At 61.2% G+C, this 20,669-nt stretch carries 18 protein-coding genes; 3 read left to right on the forward strand and 15 right to left on the reverse strand.

The window, feature by feature from the left end:
• Window positions 1-185 precede the first annotated feature (185 nt).
• A complete protein-coding gene (gene ppc, locus ACIO0C_RS27070) occupies window positions 186-2,816 on the reverse strand; it encodes a phosphoenolpyruvate carboxylase (protein WP_401316839.1) in 2,631 nt (876 codons plus the stop codon).
• A 200-nt stretch (window positions 2,817-3,016) separates the two neighbouring features.
• Between ppc and ACIO0C_RS27075 the strand changes: the two genes are divergently transcribed.
• The 3 genes from ACIO0C_RS27075 to ACIO0C_RS27085 all read left to right on the forward strand — a co-directional run bounded on the left by ACIO0C_RS27075 (window position 3,017) and on the right by ACIO0C_RS27085 (window position 4,882).
• The gene (locus ACIO0C_RS27075) at window positions 3,017-3,361 is read left to right on the forward strand and encodes a pilin assembly protein (RefSeq protein WP_401316841.1); all 345 of its coding nucleotides are present in this window, start codon (window positions 3,017-3,019) and stop codon (window positions 3,359-3,361) included.
• 269 nt (window positions 3,362-3,630) lie between these two features.
• Complete coding sequence (locus tag ACIO0C_RS27080) at window positions 3,631-4,038, forward strand: DUF4398 domain-containing protein (protein ID WP_401316844.1); 408 nt, start codon at window positions 3,631-3,633, stop codon at window positions 4,036-4,038.
• A 46-nt stretch (window positions 4,039-4,084) separates the two neighbouring features.
• Window positions 4,085-4,882, forward strand: coding sequence for an OmpA family protein (locus ACIO0C_RS27085; protein WP_401316846.1), 798 nt, complete (start codon window positions 4,085-4,087; stop codon window positions 4,880-4,882).
• A 139-nt stretch (window positions 4,883-5,021) separates the two neighbouring features.
• Here ACIO0C_RS27085 and ACIO0C_RS27090 read toward each other — a convergent pair whose 3' ends face one another.
• The 14 genes from ACIO0C_RS27090 to ACIO0C_RS27155 form a co-directional block, all read right to left on the reverse strand.
• Entirely contained in the window at window positions 5,022-5,351 is a 330-nt protein-coding gene (locus ACIO0C_RS27090) for a hypothetical protein (RefSeq protein WP_020799650.1), read from the reverse strand.
• Complete coding sequence (locus tag ACIO0C_RS27095) at window positions 5,348-6,262, reverse strand: alpha/beta hydrolase (protein WP_401316849.1); 915 nt, start codon at window positions 6,260-6,262, stop codon at window positions 5,348-5,350. Before ACIO0C_RS27095 ends, ACIO0C_RS27090 begins: the two co-directional genes overlap by 4 nt.
• A 136-nt stretch (window positions 6,263-6,398) precedes the next feature.
• On the reverse strand, window positions 6,399-7,676 hold the full coding sequence (locus tag ACIO0C_RS27100) for a flavohemoglobin expression-modulating QEGLA motif protein (RefSeq protein WP_057716204.1): 1,278 nt from the start codon (window positions 7,674-7,676) through the stop codon (window positions 6,399-6,401).
• A 33-nt stretch (window positions 7,677-7,709) separates the two neighbouring features.
• Window positions 7,710-8,264: a hypothetical protein gene (locus ACIO0C_RS27105; protein ID WP_401316853.1), complete on the reverse strand. Its 555-nt coding sequence runs from the start codon at window positions 8,262-8,264 to the stop codon at window positions 7,710-7,712.
• A 78-nt stretch (window positions 8,265-8,342) separates the two neighbouring features.
• A complete protein-coding gene (locus ACIO0C_RS27110) occupies window positions 8,343-9,059 on the reverse strand; it encodes a TetR/AcrR family transcriptional regulator (RefSeq protein WP_008058741.1) in 717 nt (238 codons plus the stop codon).
• A gap of 99 nt (window positions 9,060-9,158) precedes the next feature.
• The gene (lysS, locus tag ACIO0C_RS27115) at window positions 9,159-10,661 is read right to left on the reverse strand and encodes a lysine--tRNA ligase (protein ID WP_401316855.1); all 1,503 of its coding nucleotides are present in this window, start codon (window positions 10,659-10,661) and stop codon (window positions 9,159-9,161) included.
• 114 nt (window positions 10,662-10,775) lie between these two features.
• A protein-coding gene (gene prfB / locus ACIO0C_RS27120; protein ID WP_401316857.1) for a peptide chain release factor 2 occupies window positions 10,776-11,871 on the reverse strand; the annotation gives its coding sequence in 2 pieces (ribosomal slippage) (window positions 10,776-11,798 and window positions 11,800-11,871; 1,095 coding nt in all).
• A gap of 92 nt (window positions 11,872-11,963) precedes the next feature.
• Window positions 11,964-12,965 carry a diguanylate cyclase domain-containing protein gene (locus tag ACIO0C_RS27125; RefSeq protein WP_401316860.1) on the reverse strand — a complete coding sequence of 334 codons (1,002 nt, stop codon included), beginning with the start codon at window positions 12,963-12,965 and terminating at the stop codon, window positions 11,964-11,966.
• Window positions 12,966-13,012: 47 nt separating this feature from the next.
• The gene (locus tag ACIO0C_RS27130; RefSeq protein ID WP_401316862.1) at window positions 13,013-14,023 is read right to left on the reverse strand and encodes a chemotaxis response regulator protein-glutamate methylesterase; all 1,011 of its coding nucleotides are present in this window, start codon (window positions 14,021-14,023) and stop codon (window positions 13,013-13,015) included.
• On the reverse strand, window positions 14,020-16,293 hold the full coding sequence (locus tag ACIO0C_RS27135) for a hybrid sensor histidine kinase/response regulator (protein ID WP_401316865.1): 2,274 nt from the start codon (window positions 16,291-16,293) through the stop codon (window positions 14,020-14,022). Before ACIO0C_RS27135 ends, ACIO0C_RS27130 begins: the two co-directional genes overlap by 4 nt.
• On the reverse strand, window positions 16,290-16,973 hold the full coding sequence (locus tag ACIO0C_RS27140) for a chemotaxis protein CheW (protein ID WP_401316868.1): 684 nt from the start codon (window positions 16,971-16,973) through the stop codon (window positions 16,290-16,292). The genes ACIO0C_RS27135 and ACIO0C_RS27140 overlap by 4 nt, the downstream gene beginning before the upstream one ends.
• Window positions 16,970-18,241: a CheR family methyltransferase gene (locus ACIO0C_RS27145; RefSeq protein ID WP_401316871.1), complete on the reverse strand. Its 1,272-nt coding sequence runs from the start codon at window positions 18,239-18,241 to the stop codon at window positions 16,970-16,972. Before ACIO0C_RS27145 ends, ACIO0C_RS27140 begins: the two co-directional genes overlap by 4 nt.
• On the reverse strand, window positions 18,238-18,774 hold the full coding sequence (locus ACIO0C_RS27150) for a chemotaxis protein CheW (RefSeq protein WP_401316874.1): 537 nt from the start codon (window positions 18,772-18,774) through the stop codon (window positions 18,238-18,240). Before ACIO0C_RS27150 ends, ACIO0C_RS27145 begins: the two co-directional genes overlap by 4 nt.
• Window positions 18,774-20,396, reverse strand: a complete 1,623-nt coding sequence (locus tag ACIO0C_RS27155) for a methyl-accepting chemotaxis protein (RefSeq protein ID WP_401316877.1) — start codon at window positions 20,394-20,396, stop codon at window positions 18,774-18,776. Before ACIO0C_RS27155 ends, ACIO0C_RS27150 begins: the two co-directional genes overlap by 1 nt.
• Between the last annotated feature and the right edge of the window lie 273 nt (window positions 20,397-20,669).

A 20,669-nucleotide genomic window follows, 5' to 3' on the forward strand; every position in this document is an offset into this window, starting at 1 on the left:
ATACACAGCAGGCTGCGCCCACACAAGCCGCCAAAAGTCGGAGAAACCACTGCCTGTGGTGACCTCGCAACCCGGTTCCCCAAGTCGCAACCCCAACATTAACTGTCGCCTGGCAGCACTTTTACCGCCGCCATTGAACCGCATCCGGCGCACGCGCCGGATGCCCAAAAGCACGGCAAATATCCTCAGCCGGTGTTGCGCAAACCGGCGGCAATCCCCGCCACAGACACCAGCAACGCCTGTTCTACCGGGCTGTCCTGTGCCACATCCGGCTGCCGCGATCGTGCCAGCAACTCGGCCTGCAATAGATGAAGCGGGTCGAGGTAGGTGTTGCGCAAGCGGATGAATTCAAGGGTGGCTGGGCTATGTGCCAGCAGCTGCGACTGACCGGTCAGCCCAAGAACGATGGCGCATGCCTGCGACAATAGGTCGCGTAAATGCGCACCCAAAGGAAGCAAGTCCGGTTCGACCAGACGCTCGTCGTAGGACCGGGCAATATCCGCGTCAGCCTTGGCCAGGACCATCTCCAGCATGTCGATGCGCGTGCGGAAAAACGGCCATTGCTCGCGCATCTGCTGCAGCAGTTCGCCTTCACCGCGCTCCAACGCCTTGCTCAGGGCCGCTTCCCAGCCAAGCCAGGCCGGCAACATCAACCGTGTCTGGGTCCAGCCGAAGATCCATGGGATGGCCCGCAGGCTTTCGATGCCGCCGGCACGGCGCTTGGCCGGGCGACTGCCCAGTGGCAGGCGGCCGAGTTCCTGTTCCGGCGTGGACTGACGGAAATACTCCACGAACTGTGGATTCTCCCGCACCACGGCACGGTAGGCGCTGACCCCATCGGCGGCCAGTTCGTCCATCAAGTGGCGCCACTCAGGAGTGGGCGGCGGCGGTGGCAGCAAGGTCGCTTCGAGCACCGCGGCCAAGTACAGATTGAGGTTTTGCTCGGCGATGTCCGGCAGGCCGAATTTGAAACGAATCATTTCTCCCTGCTCGGTGGTGCGGAAACGCCCGGCGACCGAACCCGGCGGCTGCGACAGAATCGCCGCGTGAGCCGGGCCGCCACCCCGTCCCACGGTGCCACCGCGACCATGGAACAACAGCAGTTCCACGTCGTGTGAACGGCAGATATCCACTAACTGCTCCTGCGCCCGGTACTGGGCCCAGGCGGCGGCCGTGGTCCCTGCGTCCTTGGCCGAGTCGGAATAACCGATCATCACCTCCTGCGGGCCTTGCAGACGCGCGCGATAGCCCGGCAGCAACAAGAGCTTCTCGATCACCGGGCCGGCGTTGTCGAGGTCGGCGAGGGTTTCGAACAGTGGCACCACGCGCATCGGCCGCAATACCCCGGATTCCTTGAGTAACAGCTGCACGGCCAGCACATCGGAAGCGGCACCGGCCATGGAAATCACGTAAGAGCCCAGCGACGCGCCTGGCGCTGCGGCGATTTCCCGACAGGTCGCCAGCACTTCGGCAGTGTCGGCCGAGGGCTTGTAGTGAGGTGGCAGCAATGGCCGGCGGTTATTCTGTTCGCGCGTCAGGAAGGCGATGCGCTCTTCTTCGCTCCAGTCTTCATAGCGACCGAGGCCCAGGTAATCGGTGATTTCAGTCATGGCCGCGGTATGGCGCGACGAGTCCTGACGCACATCGAGGCGTACCAGGAACAGGCCGAACGTCACGGCCCTGCGCAGGCAATCAAGCAACGGACCGTCGGCGATCACGCCCATGCCGCACTCATGCAGCGAGTGATAGCACAGCTCCAGCGGGTCGAGCAGTTCGCGGTTGTTTTGCAAGACATCGGCCGGTGCAGGCGTTGGCGTCGACAACGCGGTGTGCGCCCAGTTTCTCGTCGCGCGCAGGCGTTCGCGCAGTTGCTTGAGCACCGCGCGATAGGGTTCGGCGCTGTCGCCAGCCTTGGCCTTCAACGCTTCACTGGCTTGCTGCATCGACAACTCGGCAGCGAGGTGATCGACATCGCGCAGGTACAAATCGGCCGCCATCCAGCGCGCCAGCAGCAGCACTTCACGGGTCACCGCCGCCGTCACGTTCGGGTTGCCGTCACGGTCGCCGCCCATCCACGAGGCAAAGCGAATCGGTGCTGCCTGCAATGGCAAGCGCAGGCCGGTGGCGGCGTGCAGGGCCTGGTCGGCCTTGCGCAGGTAATTGGGGATCGCTTGCCACAGCGAATGCTCGATCACTGCGAAGCCCCATTTGGCTTCGTCAACCGGTGTCGGGCGCGTGCGGCGGATTTCTTCGGTGTGCCAGGCTTCGGCGATCAGGCGCTGCAACGTCGACTTGATCTGCTCACGCTCGGCACCGGTGAGGTCGCGATGGTCCTGGGCCGCCAGTTGCGCGGCGATGGCGTCGTATTTCTGGATCAGCGTGCGGCGCGCGACTTCGGTCGGGTGCGCCGTGAGCACCAGCTCGATTTCCAGCCGTCCCAACTGCCGGGCCAGGGACTCGGCGCCATGACCTTCGCCGCGCAAGCGGGCGAGCAACTCCGGCAGCACCCGCGCTTCGAATGGCGCGGCCTGGGACTCTTCGCGACGGTGAATCAGCTGGTACTGTTCGGCGATGTTGGCCAGGTTGAGAAACTGGTTGAACGCCCGCGCCACCGGCAGCAGTTCGCCCTCCGTCAATTGGTTGAGACTGGCGCTCAGTTCAGCGTCCATGGAACCGCGACGGTCGGCCTTGGCGCCCTTGCGGATCTGCTCGATCTTGTCGAGAAAGCCGTCCCCGTACTGGTCACGAATGGTGTTGCCCAACAACTCACCGAGCAGGTGAACGTCTTCGCGCAAGCGTGCATCAATATCGGTCATCAACAGTTCTCCAGCGAAAAATCCGGTCGACCAGGAACCTTAAGAGTGCCGCTCCAGACCGGTTCTTACAAGCAAGACGACGAAGGGACTGTAAACCTTTGCCGTTGAAGCTAGTCTCAACAATAAGCCGTACAACGGCTGCCGCCGGCACCTGCCGGACATTCCCCGCCTGCCAGGAGCAGGAGCGCAATGAGGTCATTATGAAAATCCGCGAGCTTGCCAACCACTGGGAAGAAAACGCCAAAGGTCGCCTGACCGACACAGGCTATTCGATTCACCTGGACGTGGAGGCTGCCGCACGGCTTGCGGCGATCATCGAGATGTACCCCAAGCGGCATCCCGAAGAACTGCTGGGAGAACTGATCGGGGCCGCCCTGGAAGAACTGGAAAAAAGCTTTCCCTATGTGAAAGGTACGACCGTAGTGGCCACTGACGAAGAAGGCGATCCGCTGTACGAAGACATCGGCCCTACCCCACGTTTTCTCGCCTTGTCCCGTCGTCACCTGCACGACTTGTCGGCGACTGACGACAAGCAGAAACACTGAGTTCTGCGCATTCCCCTCCTTCTGAAAACCACTGTTTGCGACCCTTTCGAGGGTCGTGAACAGCCGTGTCTGTTACCACGATCCTCGATATGGAGCCCTGCCCACCGCGTCGAAGTTTTTTCGGTAGCAGGCTAATTTCTCTGAACTTTCAAAAAACGCCTCGGGTCAACCCAGTAACCACGCCTGGGACGGCCGTTTCAAAACGCCTTGAAATACGGTTTCGGCTCTTTGCCCAGGATGGATGTTCACGTTGCTCAGGAGTTAGCCCAATGGAGTTGAAAACGATGAAAACCCGAACTGGCAAATCCTCTTCCCTGCACGGCTTGAAAATGACGGCCCTGGCCCTCGGCTCCGGCCTCATGCTGGCCGGTTGCGCCGGACACCCGCCCACCGAGCAGTTCGCCGTCACCGAGTCAGCGGTCAACAACGCTGTCAGCGCCGGTGGTACCGAATTCGCTGCGGTGGAGATGAAGGCTGCGCAGGACAAACTCAAGCAAGCCGAAATTGCCATGCACGACAAAAAATACGATCAAGCCAAGATCTTGGCCGAACAGGCTGAGTGGGACGCTCGCGTGGCCGAGCGCAAAGCCCAGGCGATGAAAGCCGAACAGTCTGTGAAGGACTCTCAGAAAGGGGTTCAGGAACTGCGTCAGGAAAGCCAGCGCACCGTTCAATAACGGCGCGGCACGACGTAATTCTTACTCGATTAAAAGGACGAAAACCATGAATTCAAAACATTTGATGATCCCTGCGTTGCTGGCCGCCAGCGTTGCTTTGGCCGCATGCTCCACACCACCGAACGCCAACCTGGAACAGGCGCGCACCAACTATTCCGGCCTGCAAGCCAACCCACAGGCAAGCAAAGTCGCGGCGCTGGAAACCAAGGAAGCCAGTGATTACCTGGACAAGGCCGACAAGGCTTATCTGGATAAAGAGGACCAGGCCAAGGTCGACCAGTTGGCCTACCTGACCAACCAGCGTGTGGAAGTGGCGAAACAGACCATCGCCCTGCGCACCGCCGAAGCCAACCTGAAAAACGCTTCCGCACAACGGGCCCAGGCACGTCTGGACGCGCGCGACCAACAGATCAAGCAGTTGCAGGACAGCCTCAACGCCAGGCAAACCGATCGCGGCACGCTGGTGACCTTCGGTGATGTGTTGTTCGCCACTGACAAGGCCGAGCTGAAATCCAACGGCCTGATGAACATCAACAAACTGGCGCAGTACCTCCAGGAAAACCCGGACCGCAAAGTGATTGTCGAGGGTTACACCGACAGCACCGGTACCGCGTCGCACAACCAGTCCCTGTCGGAGCGCCGCGCCAGCTCCGTGCGCACGGCACTGGTGAAGATGGGTGTCGATCCAACGCGCATCGTCGCCCAGGGTTATGGCAAGGAATATCCGGTTGCGGATAACACCAGCGTTTCGGGTCGGGCACAGAACCGTCGGGTGGAAGTGACCATTTCCAATGACAACCAGCCGGTGATTCCGCGTTCGGCGGTGAGTGCCAACACGCAATAAGCACTCGTTACACAAACCCCTGTGGGAGCCAGCTTGCTGGCGATGAGGCAATGACATTCAACATCCATGTTGAATGTTACACCGCCATCGCGAGCAAGCTCGCTCCCACATTGGTTCTGTGTTGCCAGCAATAATCGGGTTATTGCTCCAGCTTCTGCGGCGTTTCCTGCCCCATGCAACGCACGGCTTTTTTCTTGTTGTTGACCAGCACACCGGTCAGGCCTTTCTGTTCGGTATCAAACAGCACCAGCACGCCATCGATGCACTGCGCCACCTGGGCCGCCGGTTCCAGGGAGACTTTGTAGTCTTCGCCCGGCACGGTCTTGAGCATGGTGAATTCGTTGAGCAGCAACGCATCCTCTGGCTTGGCGAAGTGCAGGTAGCCGTACCACCACAGGGCTGCGACGGTGCCGAGGATGCTGCAGATACCGGTGATGATCAGCGGGATGGCGTTACGTTCTTCACTCATTGCGGGCTCTCTGGTGGTTCATCTTCAGAAGGTTCGGGCGCCGGATAATTGGGGATTTCACCCAGGCGGCGCAGGCCGTTGAAATGCTGCGGGTCATCGAGATAACGCAGCATGACTTTGCGCCAGACCGGGTCGGCGAATGTCTGCACGTGACCGCCACGGGTCAGTTGCAGCACTCTGGGCGGCGGCGCAGCTTGATACAGACGGATGCCGTTGGAAAGAGGCACGAGCGGATCGTCGATGCTGTGGTAGATCAGTTTCGGCACGCCATTGAGCTGCGCCATGGAGTTGATTGCACTGTCGCCATCGGGCACCAGCCAGGACAGCGGCACCTGAAACGCCCAGAACACCCATGAATTGCTCAGCGCATAACGACCGACACTGCGGTAACTGGCGGGCACACCGTCGAGCACAACCGCCTTGAGCTGTTTTTGCCGCTCGGGGTGTTGCACCAGGTAGTGAACCGCCATCGAACCGCCAAGGCTCTGGCCCAGCAGGACCAGCGGCTTGCCCTTGACCTCGGGGGCCTGGTCGAGCCATTTGAACGCGGCGTCGATGTCCTGGTAGATCGCCGGCAAGCTCGGCTCGCCCTCGGACAAGCCGTAGCCGCGATAATCCACCAGCAGTACCTGGTAACCCTGTTCAGGCAGCCACCAACTCCCGCCCAGGTGCATGGGCAGGTTGCCGCCGTTGCCGTGCAGGTGCAACACCGTGCCTTTGACCTCGACGCCTTTTTTGGCCGGCAGCCACCAAGCGTGCAACTTGAGGCCATCGGCAGTGATCAGGGTGATATCGCGGTATTCGAGCTTGGCTTTTTCCGGGGTGAACAACTGGCCGGGTTCGGGGTAGAACAGCAGTGAGCTGCAACCGCTCAGGGCCAGGAGAAGGCAGAGGATGCCGAGGAGTCTCATCCGGTGAAACCTCGCGATAGTGGGAATGGATAACAGCACACCCTGTAGGAGCTGGCTTGCCAGCGAATGCCTCACCGCGCCGTAGCTGATACGCCGCGTTATCATTCTTCGCTGGCAAACCAGCTCCTACAGGGGATCACAGGATATTGGAGTAATCCGCCTCGATCCGGTCCAGGCTCAGGTGGTTGAGGAAGTTGGAGAAGCACATCCACGCCGACAACGCGTTCATGTCACGGAACTGTTCCGGCAGGTACTTGGGCGGTACCACCAGGCCTTCATCCACCAACTGGCGCAAGGTGCGCATGTCTTCCAGGGTGGTCTTGCCGCAGAACAACAGCGGTATCTGCTCCAGCTTGCCTTTACGCACGGCCAGTTGAATGTAGTTGTAAATCATGATGAAGCCCTTGAGGTAGGACAAGTCTTTGGTAAACGGCAGACCTGTCGGCACCGAGCCACGGAAAACGCGGCTGGCGTTGCTGTAGCTCTCGGGCATCTCGAAACCTTGTTCGCGGAAGAACTCGAACACCTGCAGGAAATCCGCGCCCTCCTCAACCATGTGAATGGCCCGCGTGCGGTTGGTCAGCTTGCGCAGGCGGCTGGGGTACGAGGCGAAGGTGATGATTTCCATCAGGATCGCCAGGCCTTCCTGGGTCACCGTCGACGAGGGTGGCCCCTTGGACAGGAAGGTGCAGATCGGCTGGTTCAGGCCATTGAGGGTGGTGCCGACATGCACCAGCCCTTCGTGGACCTCCAGGGCGCGCACATCGCGCTGATTGAACATCGCATCAGAGCGGATCTTGATGTAGTCGGCGCCGGCCGCCGCATCGGCGACGATGCCGTCAGACTCGAACACGCGGATGGTTTCCTCGGCTTCGCCAAATACCTTGTTCAAGCGATGTTGCAACAGGTCGACCGCATCCTTGGCCGTCAGTGTCTTTGGCTCATCCTTGAGGTCGCCACGACCGTCGATGTTGTTCAGGTATTCGGACAGCATCATGCCCAGGTCGGACAGGGTCGGGTCGCCGGCATGGAACGCGTCGGAGGCAGCGCCGTACAGCTCCTGGGAAATCAGGCCGAAATCCTCGGTGCCGCGCGCTTCGAGCATGCGCACCACCATCCGATATTCCTTGCACATGCGGCGCATGATCTGCCCGACCGGGTTGAACTGGCCAAGCTGGCGGGTGATGTCGCGCTCGATGTTCTGGAACTCCAGCTTGACCTTGCTGGAATCGAAGGCCAGTGGACGGTTGAGGTAGTAGTCACGGTCCACCGCCGGCATTTCCTTGCCCTTGGCCTTGAGGAAACCCTTGCGGATGTTGTCGTCCCACTTCACCGCATCGAGGACGCGAATCGGCGTCTGCGCCAGCACAATGCGATCGGACAAAATGCGTATCGACTGCTGGTAATCGTCCACCCGGAACTCCTGTAGAAATCTTCTGTGCTGCGGTTACTTGGCTTTGGCCTGGCGCTGGTAACGCACCACTTCGACGAACACATCGGAATTGGCCGGGTCATCGAGGTAGGCGGACACCTGATCCATATGGCTGCTGATCAATACGCCATCGCCATCGTCGGTCTGAAAGCTCTCGCCACTCAGGGCTTCCTGCCCAAGCGCCTGTTTGATTTGCTCGAGGTCGAGGTTGTAGACCACCAGTTCATGTTTATCGGTGAGTTCGAATCCGCCGATGGTGAAGTGCCCGCCGAACCGGGCCGGCACTTTCGCCGAGAGATACCAGCGGCTGCCGTGGCGCGACACGGTGAAGGGGTAGGCTTCGCGCTCCTTGGGTTTGGCCCTGAAGTAGCTCACCGCCTGATAGCGATTGTCGCCGATGCGCGTCAGTTCCAGGTTCACCGGCTCACCCCAGGCGTTGGTGCTGCTCCACTTGCCGAGCAACCCTTTAGGTGCGGGCTCACTGGTGGGCAGCGGCTCCTTGAAGGTCACCAGGCAACCACTGAGCAGCAAGAACGACAAGGCGATCACTACGACACGCCAGACTCTCATTCAACACTCCCTTTGAACACACCGCTGCTAATGAGCGTTCCCACGCTCTGCGAGGGAACGATCGGTACAGGGATCGCGTTATACCGACGCCAGCACCAAATGCATATAACGCTTCAGTATGCCGAGCATTTCCTCTTCGGCGTCCGGTTCGGCGTCGTTGAGCAGGCCCTGATATTCCATCCGTCCGATTATCGCCGTCAACACTTTGGCATCCTGTTGTGGCTCGCGAGAGCCCAGCACCTGGAAAAGCTGGCAAGAGCCCTGCAGCAGGATTTGTTGATGGGAACGCACCAGTTCGGCCAGACGCGGGTTCAACAGCGCCTCCTGGCGGAACGCCTGCTCGGCCATCAGGTGCTCACGACGGGTGATCAGTTGCCGGTGAACATAGTCGGTCATCAACCGCGCAATGTCGTCCGCCAGTTTTGATCGAGCCTGCGCACTGCCGTCGCCACTGGCAATCATGTCGCGCAGCAGGCCCTCGTTGTTCACCCACAGCTTGGCCATGTAGGCCGCACTGCGCTCCACGTATTGGGCGAAGGTATCGGTGAGCAGGTCATCGATATCCTTGAAATAGTAAGTGGTCGCCGATAACGGTACTTGCGCCTCGGCAGCCACCGCGCGGTGCCGCACCGCCCGTACGCCATCACGCACGACGATGCGCATCGCGGCATCGAGAATGTCCTGTCGACGTTGCTCGCTGCCCTGCCGGCTGGCCTTGCGGCCCTGGTACTGAACACTTTCAGCGACCGCAGTGGCGATACCCGCTGCACCTTCTTGAGCCATTGCACGATTCACGACAGGTCTTTCCTCTCAGATGAAACTAACAAGTTGATACGTTTGTACCAGACAGGCAATAAAAAGCCGCCTGAAAAGGCGGCTTTTTAATTAAAACACTTACGCTTGCGGCCGCATGTGCGGGAACAGGATCACGTCGCGGATCGACGGTGAGTTGGTCAGCAACATCACCAGGCGGTCGATGCCGATGCCTTCACCCGCCGTCGGCGGCATGCCGTACTCCAGCGCGCGAACGAAGTCGGCGTCGTAGTGCATGGCTTCGTCGTCGCCGGCGTCCTTGTCGGCCACCTGGGCCATGAAACGCTCGGCCTGGTCTTCCGCGTCGTTCAACTCGGAGTAGGCGTTGGCGATTTCACGACCACCGATGAACAGCTCAAAACGGTCGGTGACGTTCGGGTTCTCGTCGTTGCGACGGGCCAGCGGCGACACTTCGAACGGGTACTGGGTGATGAAGTGCGGCTGTTCCAGCTTGTGCTCGACCAGCTCTTCGAAAATCATCACCTGCAGCTTGCCCAGACCTTCGAAGCCCAGCACCTTGGCACCGGCCTTCTTGGCGATGTCGCGGGCCTTGTCGATGTCGTTCAGGTCGTCAGCGGTCAGCTCAGGGTTGTACTTGAGGATCGAGTCGAACACCGACAGACGCACGAACGGCTCGCCGAAGTGGAACACCTTGTCGCCGTAAGGCACGTCGGTGCTGCCCAGGACCAGCTGTGCCAGCTCACGGAACAGTTCTTCGGTCAGGTCCATGTTGTCTTCGTAGTCGGCGTAGGCCTGGTAGAACTCCAACATGGTGAATTCAGGGTTGTGACGGGTCGAGACGCCTTCGTTACGGAAGTTGCGGTTGATCTCGAACACTTTCTCGAAGCCGCCAACAACGAGGCGCTTGAGGTACAGCTCAGGCGCGATACGCAGGAACATTTCCATGTCCAGCGCGTTGTGGTGGGTTTCGAAGGGCTTGGCTGCCGCGCCGCCTGGAATGGTCTGCAGCATCGGCGTTTCCACTTCCAGGAAGTCACGCTTCATCAGGAAGCTGCGGATGTGGGCGATGACTTGCGAACGCACGCGGAACGTCTGGCGCACGTCTTCGTTGACGATCAGGTCAACGTAGCGCTGACGATAGCGCTGTTCGGTGTCGGTCAGGCCGTGGTGCTTGTCCGGCAGCGGGCGCAGGGATTTGGTCAGCAGGCGCACGTGGGTCATTTCAACGTACAGGTCGCCTTTGCCGGAACGGGCCAGGGTGCCTTCGGCGGCAATGATATCGCCCATGTCCCAGGTTTTCACCGCTGCCAGGGTGTCTTCGGACAGGGTCTTGCGGTTGACGTAGACCTGGATGCGCCCGGTCATGTCCTGGATGACCATGAACGAGCCACGGTTGAGCATGATGCGACCGGCAACCTTGACCGGGATTGCAGCCTCTGCCAGCTCTTCCTTGGTCTTGTCCGCGTATTGCTTCTGCAAGTCCTGGCAGTAGTTTTCGCGGCGGAAGTCGTTGGGGAAGGCATTGCCCTTGGCGCGCTCGGCAGCAAGCTTTTCCTTGCGCAGGGCGATCAGGGAGTTTTCTTCCTGTTGCAGGGCTTGCGGATCGAGTTCTAGGTCGCTCATGTCTTTAAATATTCCATCAGGTTCGTTGCCCCCGGGCCTTGCGGCCCGAGGATCGCCAGCAGGGCTGGCTCCTACAGGGATCGGGTTGAATCAGCCGATGCTGTATTGCGTCTTTTACAGCCCGGATTTCAGGCTGGCTTCCAGGTATTCGTCGATGTCGCCGTCGAGTACCTTGTCGCAGTCGCTACGTTCGATGTTGGTGCGCAGATCCTTGATCCGCGACGCATCAAGCACGTACGAGCGAATCTGGTGACCCCAGCCGATGTCGGACTTGGTGTCTTCCAGCGCTTGCGACGCGGCGTTGCGTTTCTGCATTTCCTGCTCGTACAACTTGGCCCGCAGCATTTTCATGGCGGTGTCCTTGTTGGCGTGCTGGGAACGTTCGTTCTGGCAGCTGACCACGGTATTGGTCGGTACGTGGGTGATACGTACGGCCGAGTCGGTGGTGTTTACGTGCTGGCCACCGGCACCGGAGGAACGATAGGTGTCGATCCGCAGGTCGGCCGGGTTGATCTCGATTTCCACCTTGTCATCGATCTCTGGCGAGACGAACACCGCGCAGAACGAGGTGTGACGGCGGTTGCCGGAGTCGAACGGGCTCTTGCGCACCAGGCGGTGCACGCCGATCTCGGTACGCAGCCAGCCAAAGGCGTATTCGCCCTTGATGTGCACGGTGGCGCCCTTGATCCCGGCGACTTCACCGGCCGACAGCTCCATGATGGTCGCGTCGAAACCGCGTTTATCGGCCCAGCGCAGGTACATGCGCAGCAGGATGTTGGCCCAGTCCTGGGCCTCGGTGCCACCGGAACCGGCCTGGATGTCCAGGTACGCGTTGTTCGGGTCCATTTCATGGCTGAACATGCGGCGGAATTCAAGCTTGGCGAGGTTTTCCTCAAGACGGGCCAGCTCGGCGACGACATCGCCCACTGCGCCTTCGTCGTTTTCTTCGACGGCCATGTCCAGCAGGTCGCGGCAATCGGCCAGACCCGTGTTCAATTCGTCCAGCGTCTCGACGATCTGCGCCAGCGCAGAGCGCTCGCGGCCCAGCTCCTGGGCGTACTCAGGTTTGTTCCAGACACTCGGATCTTCAAGCTCGCGATTGACTTCGGTCAGACGCTCATGCTTTTGATCGTAGTCAAAGATACCCCCGAATGGTTTCGGAGCGCTCGGACAGGTCCTTGATGGTGTTAAGGATCGGGTTGATTTCCATGGCGGGCAGCACTCGTTGGCGAACTTTTGAAAGCCGGCGAGTATAACGGCAAACGGCCTGGAACGGCAGTCCGCTTGGCCGAAAAGGCCTGCCTACGCGATGCCCACCTGATTACGCCCATTGTTCTTCGCCAGGTACAGCCCCTTGTCCGCCGCCGAGATCAATTCCCGGCAATTGCTGCCTGCTGTCGGGGTGATGGTCGACAGGCCGATGCTGATGGTCAGGCTCGATCCTTCGGTCGGGGCAATATGCGGGATCTTCAGCGCCGCCACGGTCATGCGCAGTTTTTCCGCCACCAGGCGCGCACCGCCCTGTGAGGTGTTGGGCAGCACCAGGGCGAATTCTTCGCCGCCGTAACGGGCCGGCAGGTCGGAAGGCCGGGAGCTGGCGTCACGGATCGCCGCGGCGACCTGGCGCAGGGCTTCGTCGCCTTCCAGGTGGCCGAAGGTGTCGTTGTAGGTCTTGAAGTAGTCCACATCGATCATCAGCAGCGACAGCTGGGTCTGCTCACGCAGCGAGCGGCGCCATTCAAGCTCCAGGTACTCATCGAAATGCCGACGGTTCGACAGCCCGGTCAGGCCGTCGGAGTTCATCAGGCGTTGCAGCACCAGGTTGGTATCGAGCAACTGCTGCTGGCTGACCCGCAAGGCACGGTACGCCGCATCACGCTGCAGCAACGTCATGTAGGAGCGCGAGTGATAGCGAATGCGCGCCACCAGCTCGATGTTGTCCGGCAGCTTGACCAGGTAATCATTGGCCCCGGCTGCGAACGCCGCACTCTTGATCAGCGGGTCTTCCTTGGTCGACAGGACGATGATCGGAATGTCCTTGGTCGCCGGGTGGTTGCGGTATTCGCGCACCAGGCTCAGGCCGTCCAGGCCGGGCATGACCAGGTCCTGCAGGATCACCGTCGGCTTAATACGAACCGCATGGGCAATGGCCTGGTGCGGGTCGGCGCAAAAGTGGAAGTCGATGTTTTCTTCGTTCGACAAACCGCGTCGTACTGCCTCGCCGATCATGGCCTGATCGTCCACCAATAGCACCATGGCGGCATATTCGTCAGTCTTGAAATCGTCGAGCTGTAAATCATTCATGTGCGTTCACCTGAATATTACTTGGGCCAGGATTGCGGTTGAGAGGATCACTTGGGGAAAATCTCCAGCAATCGTGGCGCTATCTTTTCCAGCGGGCGTATTTCCACGGCGGCATCGATGGCCGCTGCCGCCTTCGGCATGCCGTACACCGCACTGCTCTGCTGGTCCTGTGCGATGGTCAGGTAGCCCTGCTGGCGCAAGAGTTTAAGCCCTTGCGCCCCGTCACGCCCCATGCCGGTCAACAAAACGCCGACCGCATCGCCATGCCAGTAACTGGCCACGCTCTCGAAAAACACATCGATAGAGGGCCTGTAGATTTCGTTGACCGGTTCGGCCGTGTAGGCCAGCGTGCCGTTTTTCAACAAGCGAATATGGTGGTTGGTGCCCGCCAGCAGCACGGTGCCGCCTTGCGGCGGTTCGCCCTCCTGGGCCAGGCGTACATTCAGGCCGCTGGCGCTGCCGAGCCATTCGGCCATGCCGGCGGCAAACACTTGGTCGACGTGTTGCACCAGCACGATGGCCGGGGAAAATTCCCGGGGCAGCCCCTTGAGCAGGAGTTCCAGCGCTGCCGGCCCGCCAGCGGACGAACCGATGGCGATCAGGCTCTGGCGCGTGCCCGAGCTGCGCGTCGGGTTCGGTGCCGAGCGCTCCCGATTGCCCTTATCGCCGATCAGCCAGCCGATGTTCATGATCTTGCGTAACAACGGTGCCGCCGCTTCCTGGGCATTGCCCGCGCCGAGGGCCGGCGTGTCGACCACATCCAGCGCGCCATGGCCCATGGCCTCGAATACCCGGTGCACGTTCTGCTGGCGATCGACAGTAACGATGACGATCGCGCAGGGCGTTTGCGCCATGATGCGCCGGGTGGCTTCCACACCGTCCATCACTGGCATGATCAAATCCATCAGGATCAGGTCTGGCGTCTGTTCGGCACACTTTTGTACCGCTTCTTTGCCATTGCCCGCGACCCAGATCACCTGGTGTGCCGGCTCGAAAGCCAATGCCCGGCGCAAGGCTTCCACGGCCATTGGCATGTCGTTGACGATTGCTATCTTCATGCCCGTGCTCCTCCAATGAGCTCAACCACTGCATCGAGCAGGGCGTCGTCGTGAAAACTGGCTTTGGCTAGATAATAGTCGGCCCCGGCGTCCAGTCCACGACGACGGTCTTCTTCACGATCCTTGTAGGACACCACCATCACCGGCAGCGATTGCAAGCGATTGTCCCGGCGCAACAACGACACCAACTCGATGCCATCCATGCGCGGCATGTCGATGTCGGTGATCAAGAGGTCGAAATCTTCCGAACGCAAGGCATTCCAGCCGTCCATACCATCGACCGCCACGGCCACGTCATAACCCCGATTGAGCAGCAACTTGCGCTGCAGCTCACGCACGGTCAGGGAGTCGTCGACCACCAGGACCCGCTTGCGGGTCACTTCGACGGCCTGGTTGCTGTGGCGCGCAATGCGCTCCAGACGCCCGGTGTTGAGCAATTTGTCCACCGAACGCAGCATGTCTTCGACGTCGACGATCAACACCACCGAACCGTCGTCCAGCAGAGCCCCGGCGGAGATGTCCTGGACCTTGCCCAGGCGCTCATCCAGGGGCAGCACGACCAAGGTGCGCTCGCCGATAAAGCGCTCGACCGCAACGCCATAAATCGTATCGCGCTCACGGATCACCACGACTTTCAGGGTTTGCTGGCTGCCTGGGCTCGCCGGACGCTGCAGCAATTGGCTGGCGGCGACCAGCCCGACATGCCGGCCTTCATGCCAGAAATGCTGGCGCCCCTCGACCTGGACGATATCGGCCGGTTCCAGATCGCACATGCGTTCGATGTGGGCCAGCGGGAAGGCATAGGCCTCGCCGCCGACGTCCACCACCAGGCTGCGCACCACCGACAGGGTCAGTGGCACCTCAAGATGGAAGCGACTGCCCTCGCCCGCCGTCTGCTCGAGCACCACCGCGCCGCGCAACTGGCGCACCATGTGCTGCACCGCATCCAGGCCGACGCCTCGCCCGGAGACTTCGGTGACCGTGTCGCGCAGACTGAAGCCGGGCAGGAACAGGAAGGTCAGCAGTTCCTCTTCGTTCAATTGCGCGGCGGTATCGGCCGGGGACAATTGGCGTTCGACGATGCTGCGCCGGACCTTTTCCAGATCGACGCCATTGCCATCATCGCTCAGTTCCAGTACCAGCAAGCCGGCTTGATGGGATGCGCGCAGACGAATCAGGCCTTCCTCCGGCTTGCCGGCCAACAATCGTTGCTCCGGGGTTTCGATACCGTGATCCACGGCGTTGCGCAGCAGGTGCGTCAGGGGCGCTTCGAGTTTCTCCAGGACGTCACGGTCGACCTGGGTTTTCTCCCCCTCGATTTCCAGCCGCACTTGCTTGCCGAGGCTGCGACCGAGGTCGCGGACCATCCGTACCTGCCCCGTCAGGACATCGGCGAACGGCCGCATGCGACAAGCCAGGGCGGTGTCGTACAGCACTTGCGCGCGCTGACTGGCCTGCCAGGCGAACTCATCCAGCTCGGCGTTTTTTTCCACCAGTAATTGCTGGGACTCAGACAAGAGCCGGCGGGCATCCTCGAGGGCTTCCCGGGCTTCAAGGCTCAGGGCCTGGTCCTTGAGATGGACGTTGAGATTTTCCAGGGCCCGCAGGCTGTTGCTCTGCATGCGCTTGAGCCGCTGCATGGTGGCTAGGTGCGGTTTGAGCCGCAGGGTTTCCACCAGGGATTTGCTCGACAGATCGAGCAGGCTGTTCAGGCGTTCGGCCGTGACCCGCAGCACGCGCTCGCCGTTTTCGGTGGTGCGCCGGGACTGTTTCGGCGGGACCGGCAGCGGCTCCGGCTCTTCCATCACCGGTACGAGCGCTTCCAGTTGCAGCTCTGCCATCGCAGGTGCAGCGGGAGCCAGGTTCGGTACCACAGCGGCCATCGGATCGAGCAAGCGCCCCATCAACGCGACATAGGCGTCGATTTCCGCAGGCCCCGACACACTGTTCGGCGTCGCGATGCGCATCAACAGGTCGGTGCCTTGCAGCAACGCATCGATGTGTTCCGGACGCAGGTACAGGCGCCCTTCCTGGGCACTGACCAGGCAATCCTCCATGACATGCGCGACGCTGACGCCGGCATCGACACCGACGATCCGGGCTGCGCCTTTTAGCGAATGCGCCGCACGCATGCACGATTCGAGATGATCGGCCTGGGTCGGATCACGCTCCAGCGCCAACAAACCTGCGCTCAGCACCTGGGTCTGGGCCTCGGCTTCCAGGCTGAACAGTTCCAGCAAAGAGGAGTCGCGCATTTGCTCGGGGGTCATGTGAGACTCCGGGTCACGGCGGACAGCAACTGCTCTTCATCCAGCCAACGCAGGCTGCGACCCTTGAATTGCAGCACGCCACGGGTGTACCTGGCATTGGCCTGCGAGCCAGAGCGGGACGCCGCCTCGAGGATGCGTTCGTCAATGGCATGAATCCCGTCCACTTCGTCTACCGGTACCACCACCGGACCGCCGTGGGCGGCGATGATCAGCATACGCGGCATGACCCGGACGCCTGCGGCCACGCTGCTGGTGCTATCGAGCCCCAGCAATTCGACCAGAGAGAGGCACGCCACCAACGCACCCCGCACATTCGCCACCCCGAGCAAGGCGCGGGAGCGTTGATGCGGCAATGAGTGAATGGTCTGCAACGGTGCCACTTCCACCAGGCTGCGAGTGGCCAGGCCCAGCCATTCTTCGCCGAGGCGGAACATCAACAGCGAACGGGTTTTCACCTCGCTCTCGACGGCAACGGACGCTGACGCGCGGTCTTCCTGCTGCAACGCGTAGCGATCCAGCAGTCGCGTGGCGGCCGCCGAGTACACCGCGCAATTGCGGCAATGAATGTGTTCGATCAGCAGCGGGCAGGACTTGTCGCCGTGAATACCGATGCGGTTCCAGCAGTCGTCGATGGCCTGGGCATCGTCATGGGTGACGCTCAAGGAGTCGGAGGCGATCATCGTTTACGCTCACTGTCGGCGGCGCGCTCACTGCGGGCGGCGCGATCCTGCAATCGTCGGGCTCCCGCCGTATCGCCCTGGGATTGCAGCAAGGCGGCCAGGTGCATCAACGCGTCGGCATGTTGCGGTTCAAGGTACAGCGCCTTGCGATAAAAACCCTGGGCTTCAAGGACGCTGCCGGCGACATCGCTGAGCAGTCCCAGCCAATAAAACACCTGGGCCACCGGTTCGTGGTGGCGTAGATAGTTATCGCAGGCGGCACGGGCTTCGGCGCTTCGGCCTTCGTTGGCCAGCGCGGCGACGTTGGCCAGCAGCGCGGCGGCGTCGGATTTGTTCGGAGCAACAGAGCGCGATGCCTGCGTAACGCTGGCGAACGGGCGCCGTTGAGTCGGCACCGGCGCGATCCTGCGCACAGGTTGTGGCACCGGCAACGGCGTGGGTACGAATGTCGGTAGAGGCTCGGGCTCTGGCGCGCTATGGCGACTGAAGGCAAAGGATTGCGCGATGCCAATCGAACGCATGCCCAGGCGCCCCAGCAGGCTGCCCTCTGCCGGGCCGATAAACAGTACGCCATCAACATGGGTCAGGCGCTTGAGCACCTCGAAAACCTGTTTTTGCGTCGACAGGTCGAAGTAGATCAGCAGATTGCGGCAGAACACGAAGTCATAGGGCGGCTCGTTGGCGAGCAAGGCCGGATCGAGCAGATTGCCGACCTGCAGGTGCACCTGTTCCAGCACCCGGGGGCTGAGTCGATAGCCGTCATCTTCGGCGGTGAAATGGCGGTCGCGAAACGCAATGTCCTGCCCGCGAAACGAATTTTTGCCGTACAGCGCTCGCCGGGCTTTTTCCACCGACAACGGGCTGACGTCCATGCCTTCGACCTTGAACTGGTGCGGCTTGAACCCGGCATCCAGCAGCGCCATGGCAATCGAATAAGGCTCTTCGCCGGTGGAGCACGGCAGGCTGAGAATTCGCAGGGCGCGCATGTTGTTGAGGTCGGCCTGGCGCCTGGCCGCCAGTTTCGCCAGGGTGGCGAAGGATTCCGGGTAACGGAAAAACCAGGTCTCAGGGACGATCACCGCCTCGATCAGCGCTTGCTGCTCGTCGCTGGAACACTGCAAGGTGCGCCAGTACTCGTCGGCCGTCTGCACCTGGGACGCGGCACTGCGTTGACGTACCGCACGCTCGATGATCGCCGGGCCGACAGACGTCACGTCGAGGCCGATGCGCTCCTTGAGGAAGTCGAAAAACCGCTGGTCGCTGCTCATTGCCACTGCTCCAGCGATACCGGGTCCAGGGGTGGCGTCGGGTACAACAGCGCACGCACCTGATCGTCCAGCAGATCGGCCACCCGCACCCATTGCAACAAACCCTGGGCATCTTCACGCACGGGGCCCAGGTACGGCGCCTGGGGATTGTCCAGGCCATAGGGTTGGAAATCCGCCGGGTTGCATCGCAAGGTGTCAGTGGCCCGTTCCAGGATCAGCCCGAGCAACTGCGCGGGGGCGGTTGCATCCGGGCGGTAATGCACCAGCACCAGGCGTGTGCTGGTGCGCGCCTGCGCGGGCGTGCCAAAGGTCAATGCGCTGAGGTCGATGACCGGCACCACCGCGCCGCGATAGGCCAATACCCCCGCGACCCAGTGCGGCGCCTGGGCAATCGGCTTCAATGGCAGGCGCGGCATTACTTCCGCCACCTCGATCGCCTGCAAGGCATACCGCTCGTGACCGATGCGAAACACCAGGAACAACGCATGCGCGGCCTGCTTCACGGCAGTGCGCTTGGCCGTGAGTTCGCTCATCAGACTTTGAATCGCGAAACGCCGCTACGCAGCCCTACGGCCACCTGGCTCAGTTCGTCGATGGCAAAACTGGCCTGGCGCAGGGATTCGACGGTCTGGCTGCTGGCATCGCCCAATTGCACCAGCGCGTGGTTGATCTGCTCGGCACCGGTTGCCTGGGCCTGCATGCCTTCGTTGACCATCAATACCCGCGGCGCCAGCGCCTGGACCTGATGGATGATCTGCGACAACTGCTCGCCGACCTGCTGCACCTCGAACATGCCGCGGCGCACTTCCTCGGAGAACTTGTCCATGCCCATCACACCGGCCGACACCGCCGATTGAATCTCACGCACCATCTGTTCGATGTCATAGGTGGCAACGGCGGTCTGGTCCGCCAGGCGCCGGACTTCGGTGGCGACCACGGCAAAACCGCGACCGTATTCGCCGGCCTTCTCGGCTTCGATCGCCGCGTTGAGCGACAACAGGTTGGTCTGGTCGGCGACCTTGACGATGGTCACCACCACCTGGTTGATGTTGCCGGCCTTCTCGTTGAGGATCGCCAGCTTGGCGTTGACCAGGTCGGCCGCACCCATCACCGAATGCATGGTCTCTTCCATGCGCGCCAGGCCCTGTTGCCCGGAACCGGCAGCCACCGAGGCCTGGTCGGCGGCGGTGGACACTTCGGTCATGGTGCGTACCAGGTCCCGTGAGGTGGCGGCGATTTCCCGGGAAGTCGCGCCGATTTCAGTGGTGGTGGCGGCCGTTTCGGTAGCGGTGGCCTGCTGTTGCTTGGACGTCGCAGCGATCTCGGTGACCGAGGTGGTCACTTGCACCGACGAGCGCTGGGCCTGGGACACCAGGGAGGTCAGCTCGGTCATCATGTCGTTGAAGCCGGTTTCCACGGCACCGAATTCGTCCTTGCGCTCAAGATTGAGACGCGAGCTCAGATCGCCAGTGCGCATGATTTCGAGGATGTTCACGATGCGATTCATCGGCGCCATGATTGCGCGCATCAGCAGCAGGCCGCAAAGGCCGGCGGCCAGCACTGCGATCACCAGGGAAATGCCCATGATGACTTTGGCGGTGACGACTGCATCATCGATAGCCGCCACATCCTGATCCGCCACGGCTTTATTGTGACGCAGAATATCACTGAGCTTCATTCGACCGGCCGTCCAGGTGGGGGTCAGCTCTTCGTTGAACATCCTGATGGCTTCGGCGTCCTGATTGCGTTTATGCAACTCGGTAACGGCGAGCAGGATCCGTTGGTAGTCCTCGTGGAGTTTTTCAAATGCGGCATACTCGACCTTGTCTTCGTCCGTCGTCACCGTGGCACGATAAAGCTCCATCTGCTCTTGCAGGCGCGCGGAGAAGTCCTTGAAGTCCGCCGCATCCTTGGCGGTGAAGCCCTGGCCCTGCTCCAGTCCCAGCATCTCCAGCATCCGCAGATAACTGTCGGACCAGGCGCCGCGAACCATCGAGCTGTAATACAAGCCCGGCAGCGCATCCTCACGAACGCTGGCTTCGCTGGTCTCGATCTTCAACAACCGCGAATACGAGACGACCACCATCAGCAACATGATGGCGATAATTACCGCAAAGCTCGCCAAAATGCGTTGGCGCAACGTCCAGTTCTTCACAGTCAGTCCTCGGGGGCATTCGAAATGCGGGGAGTATAGCCGAGGGCGCTGTTTCATTTATAAGACGGTTGCGCACCACTTCTCATCCCGCGGAAAAATCCAGGATGGGCTTTTGGGTGGGGATTTTCCGATATTGCTTGGGAAGTGTGCCAGTGGCATTTCGCAGGAAAGGGACCGTGGATTGGCCAACAAGAAGTCGGGCGTGCCCGAAATCTCTTCGCGGGCAAGCCACGCTCCTACAGGTCAACCTGTCCGTAGGAGCGTGGCGTGCCC

This window comes from Pseudomonas sp. NPDC087336, assembly GCF_044744285.1.
Classification (GTDB): Bacteria; Pseudomonadota; Gammaproteobacteria; order Pseudomonadales; family Pseudomonadaceae; genus Aquipseudomonas.

Excerpts from the sequence above, each read along its gene's own strand:
- lysS (WP_401316855.1), bottom strand. The coding sequence starts at position 10,661 with ATGAGCGACCTAGAACTCGATCCGCAAGCCCTGCAACAGGAAGAAAAC.
- ACIO0C_RS27095 (WP_401316849.1), bottom strand. The coding sequence starts at position 6,262 with ATGAGACTCCTCGGCATCCTCTGCCTTCTCCTGGCCCTGAGCGGTTGC.
- ACIO0C_RS27125 (WP_401316860.1), bottom strand. The coding sequence starts at position 12,965 with ATGAATGATTTACAGCTCGACGATTTCAAGACTGACGAATATGCCGCC.
- ACIO0C_RS27150 (WP_401316874.1), bottom strand. The coding sequence starts at position 18,774 with ATGAGCGAACTCACGGCCAAGCGCACTGCCGTGAAGCAGGCCGCGCAT.
- ACIO0C_RS27085 (WP_401316846.1), top strand. The coding sequence starts at position 4,085 with ATGAATTCAAAACATTTGATGATCCCTGCGTTGCTGGCCGCCAGCGTT.
- ACIO0C_RS27105 (WP_401316853.1), bottom strand. The coding sequence starts at position 8,264 with ATGAGAGTCTGGCGTGTCGTAGTGATCGCCTTGTCGTTCTTGCTGCTC.
- ACIO0C_RS27080 (WP_401316844.1), top strand. The coding sequence starts at position 3,631 with ATGGAGTTGAAAACGATGAAAACCCGAACTGGCAAATCCTCTTCCCTG.
- ACIO0C_RS27090 (WP_020799650.1), bottom strand. The coding sequence starts at position 5,351 with ATGAGTGAAGAACGTAACGCCATCCCGCTGATCATCACCGGTATCTGC.
- ppc (WP_401316839.1), bottom strand. The coding sequence starts at position 2,816 with ATGACCGATATTGATGCACGCTTGCGCGAAGACGTTCACCTGCTCGGT.
- ACIO0C_RS27130 (WP_401316862.1), bottom strand. The coding sequence starts at position 14,023 with ATGAAGATAGCAATCGTCAACGACATGCCAATGGCCGTGGAAGCCTTG.
- ACIO0C_RS27145 (WP_401316871.1), bottom strand. The coding sequence starts at position 18,241 with ATGAGCAGCGACCAGCGGTTTTTCGACTTCCTCAAGGAGCGCATCGGC.
- ACIO0C_RS27135 (WP_401316865.1), bottom strand. The coding sequence starts at position 16,293 with ATGACCCCCGAGCAAATGCGCGACTCCTCTTTGCTGGAACTGTTCAGC.
- ACIO0C_RS27075 (WP_401316841.1), top strand. The coding sequence starts at position 3,017 with ATGAAAATCCGCGAGCTTGCCAACCACTGGGAAGAAAACGCCAAAGGT.
- ACIO0C_RS27140 (WP_401316868.1), bottom strand. The coding sequence starts at position 16,973 with ATGATCGCCTCCGACTCCTTGAGCGTCACCCATGACGATGCCCAGGCC.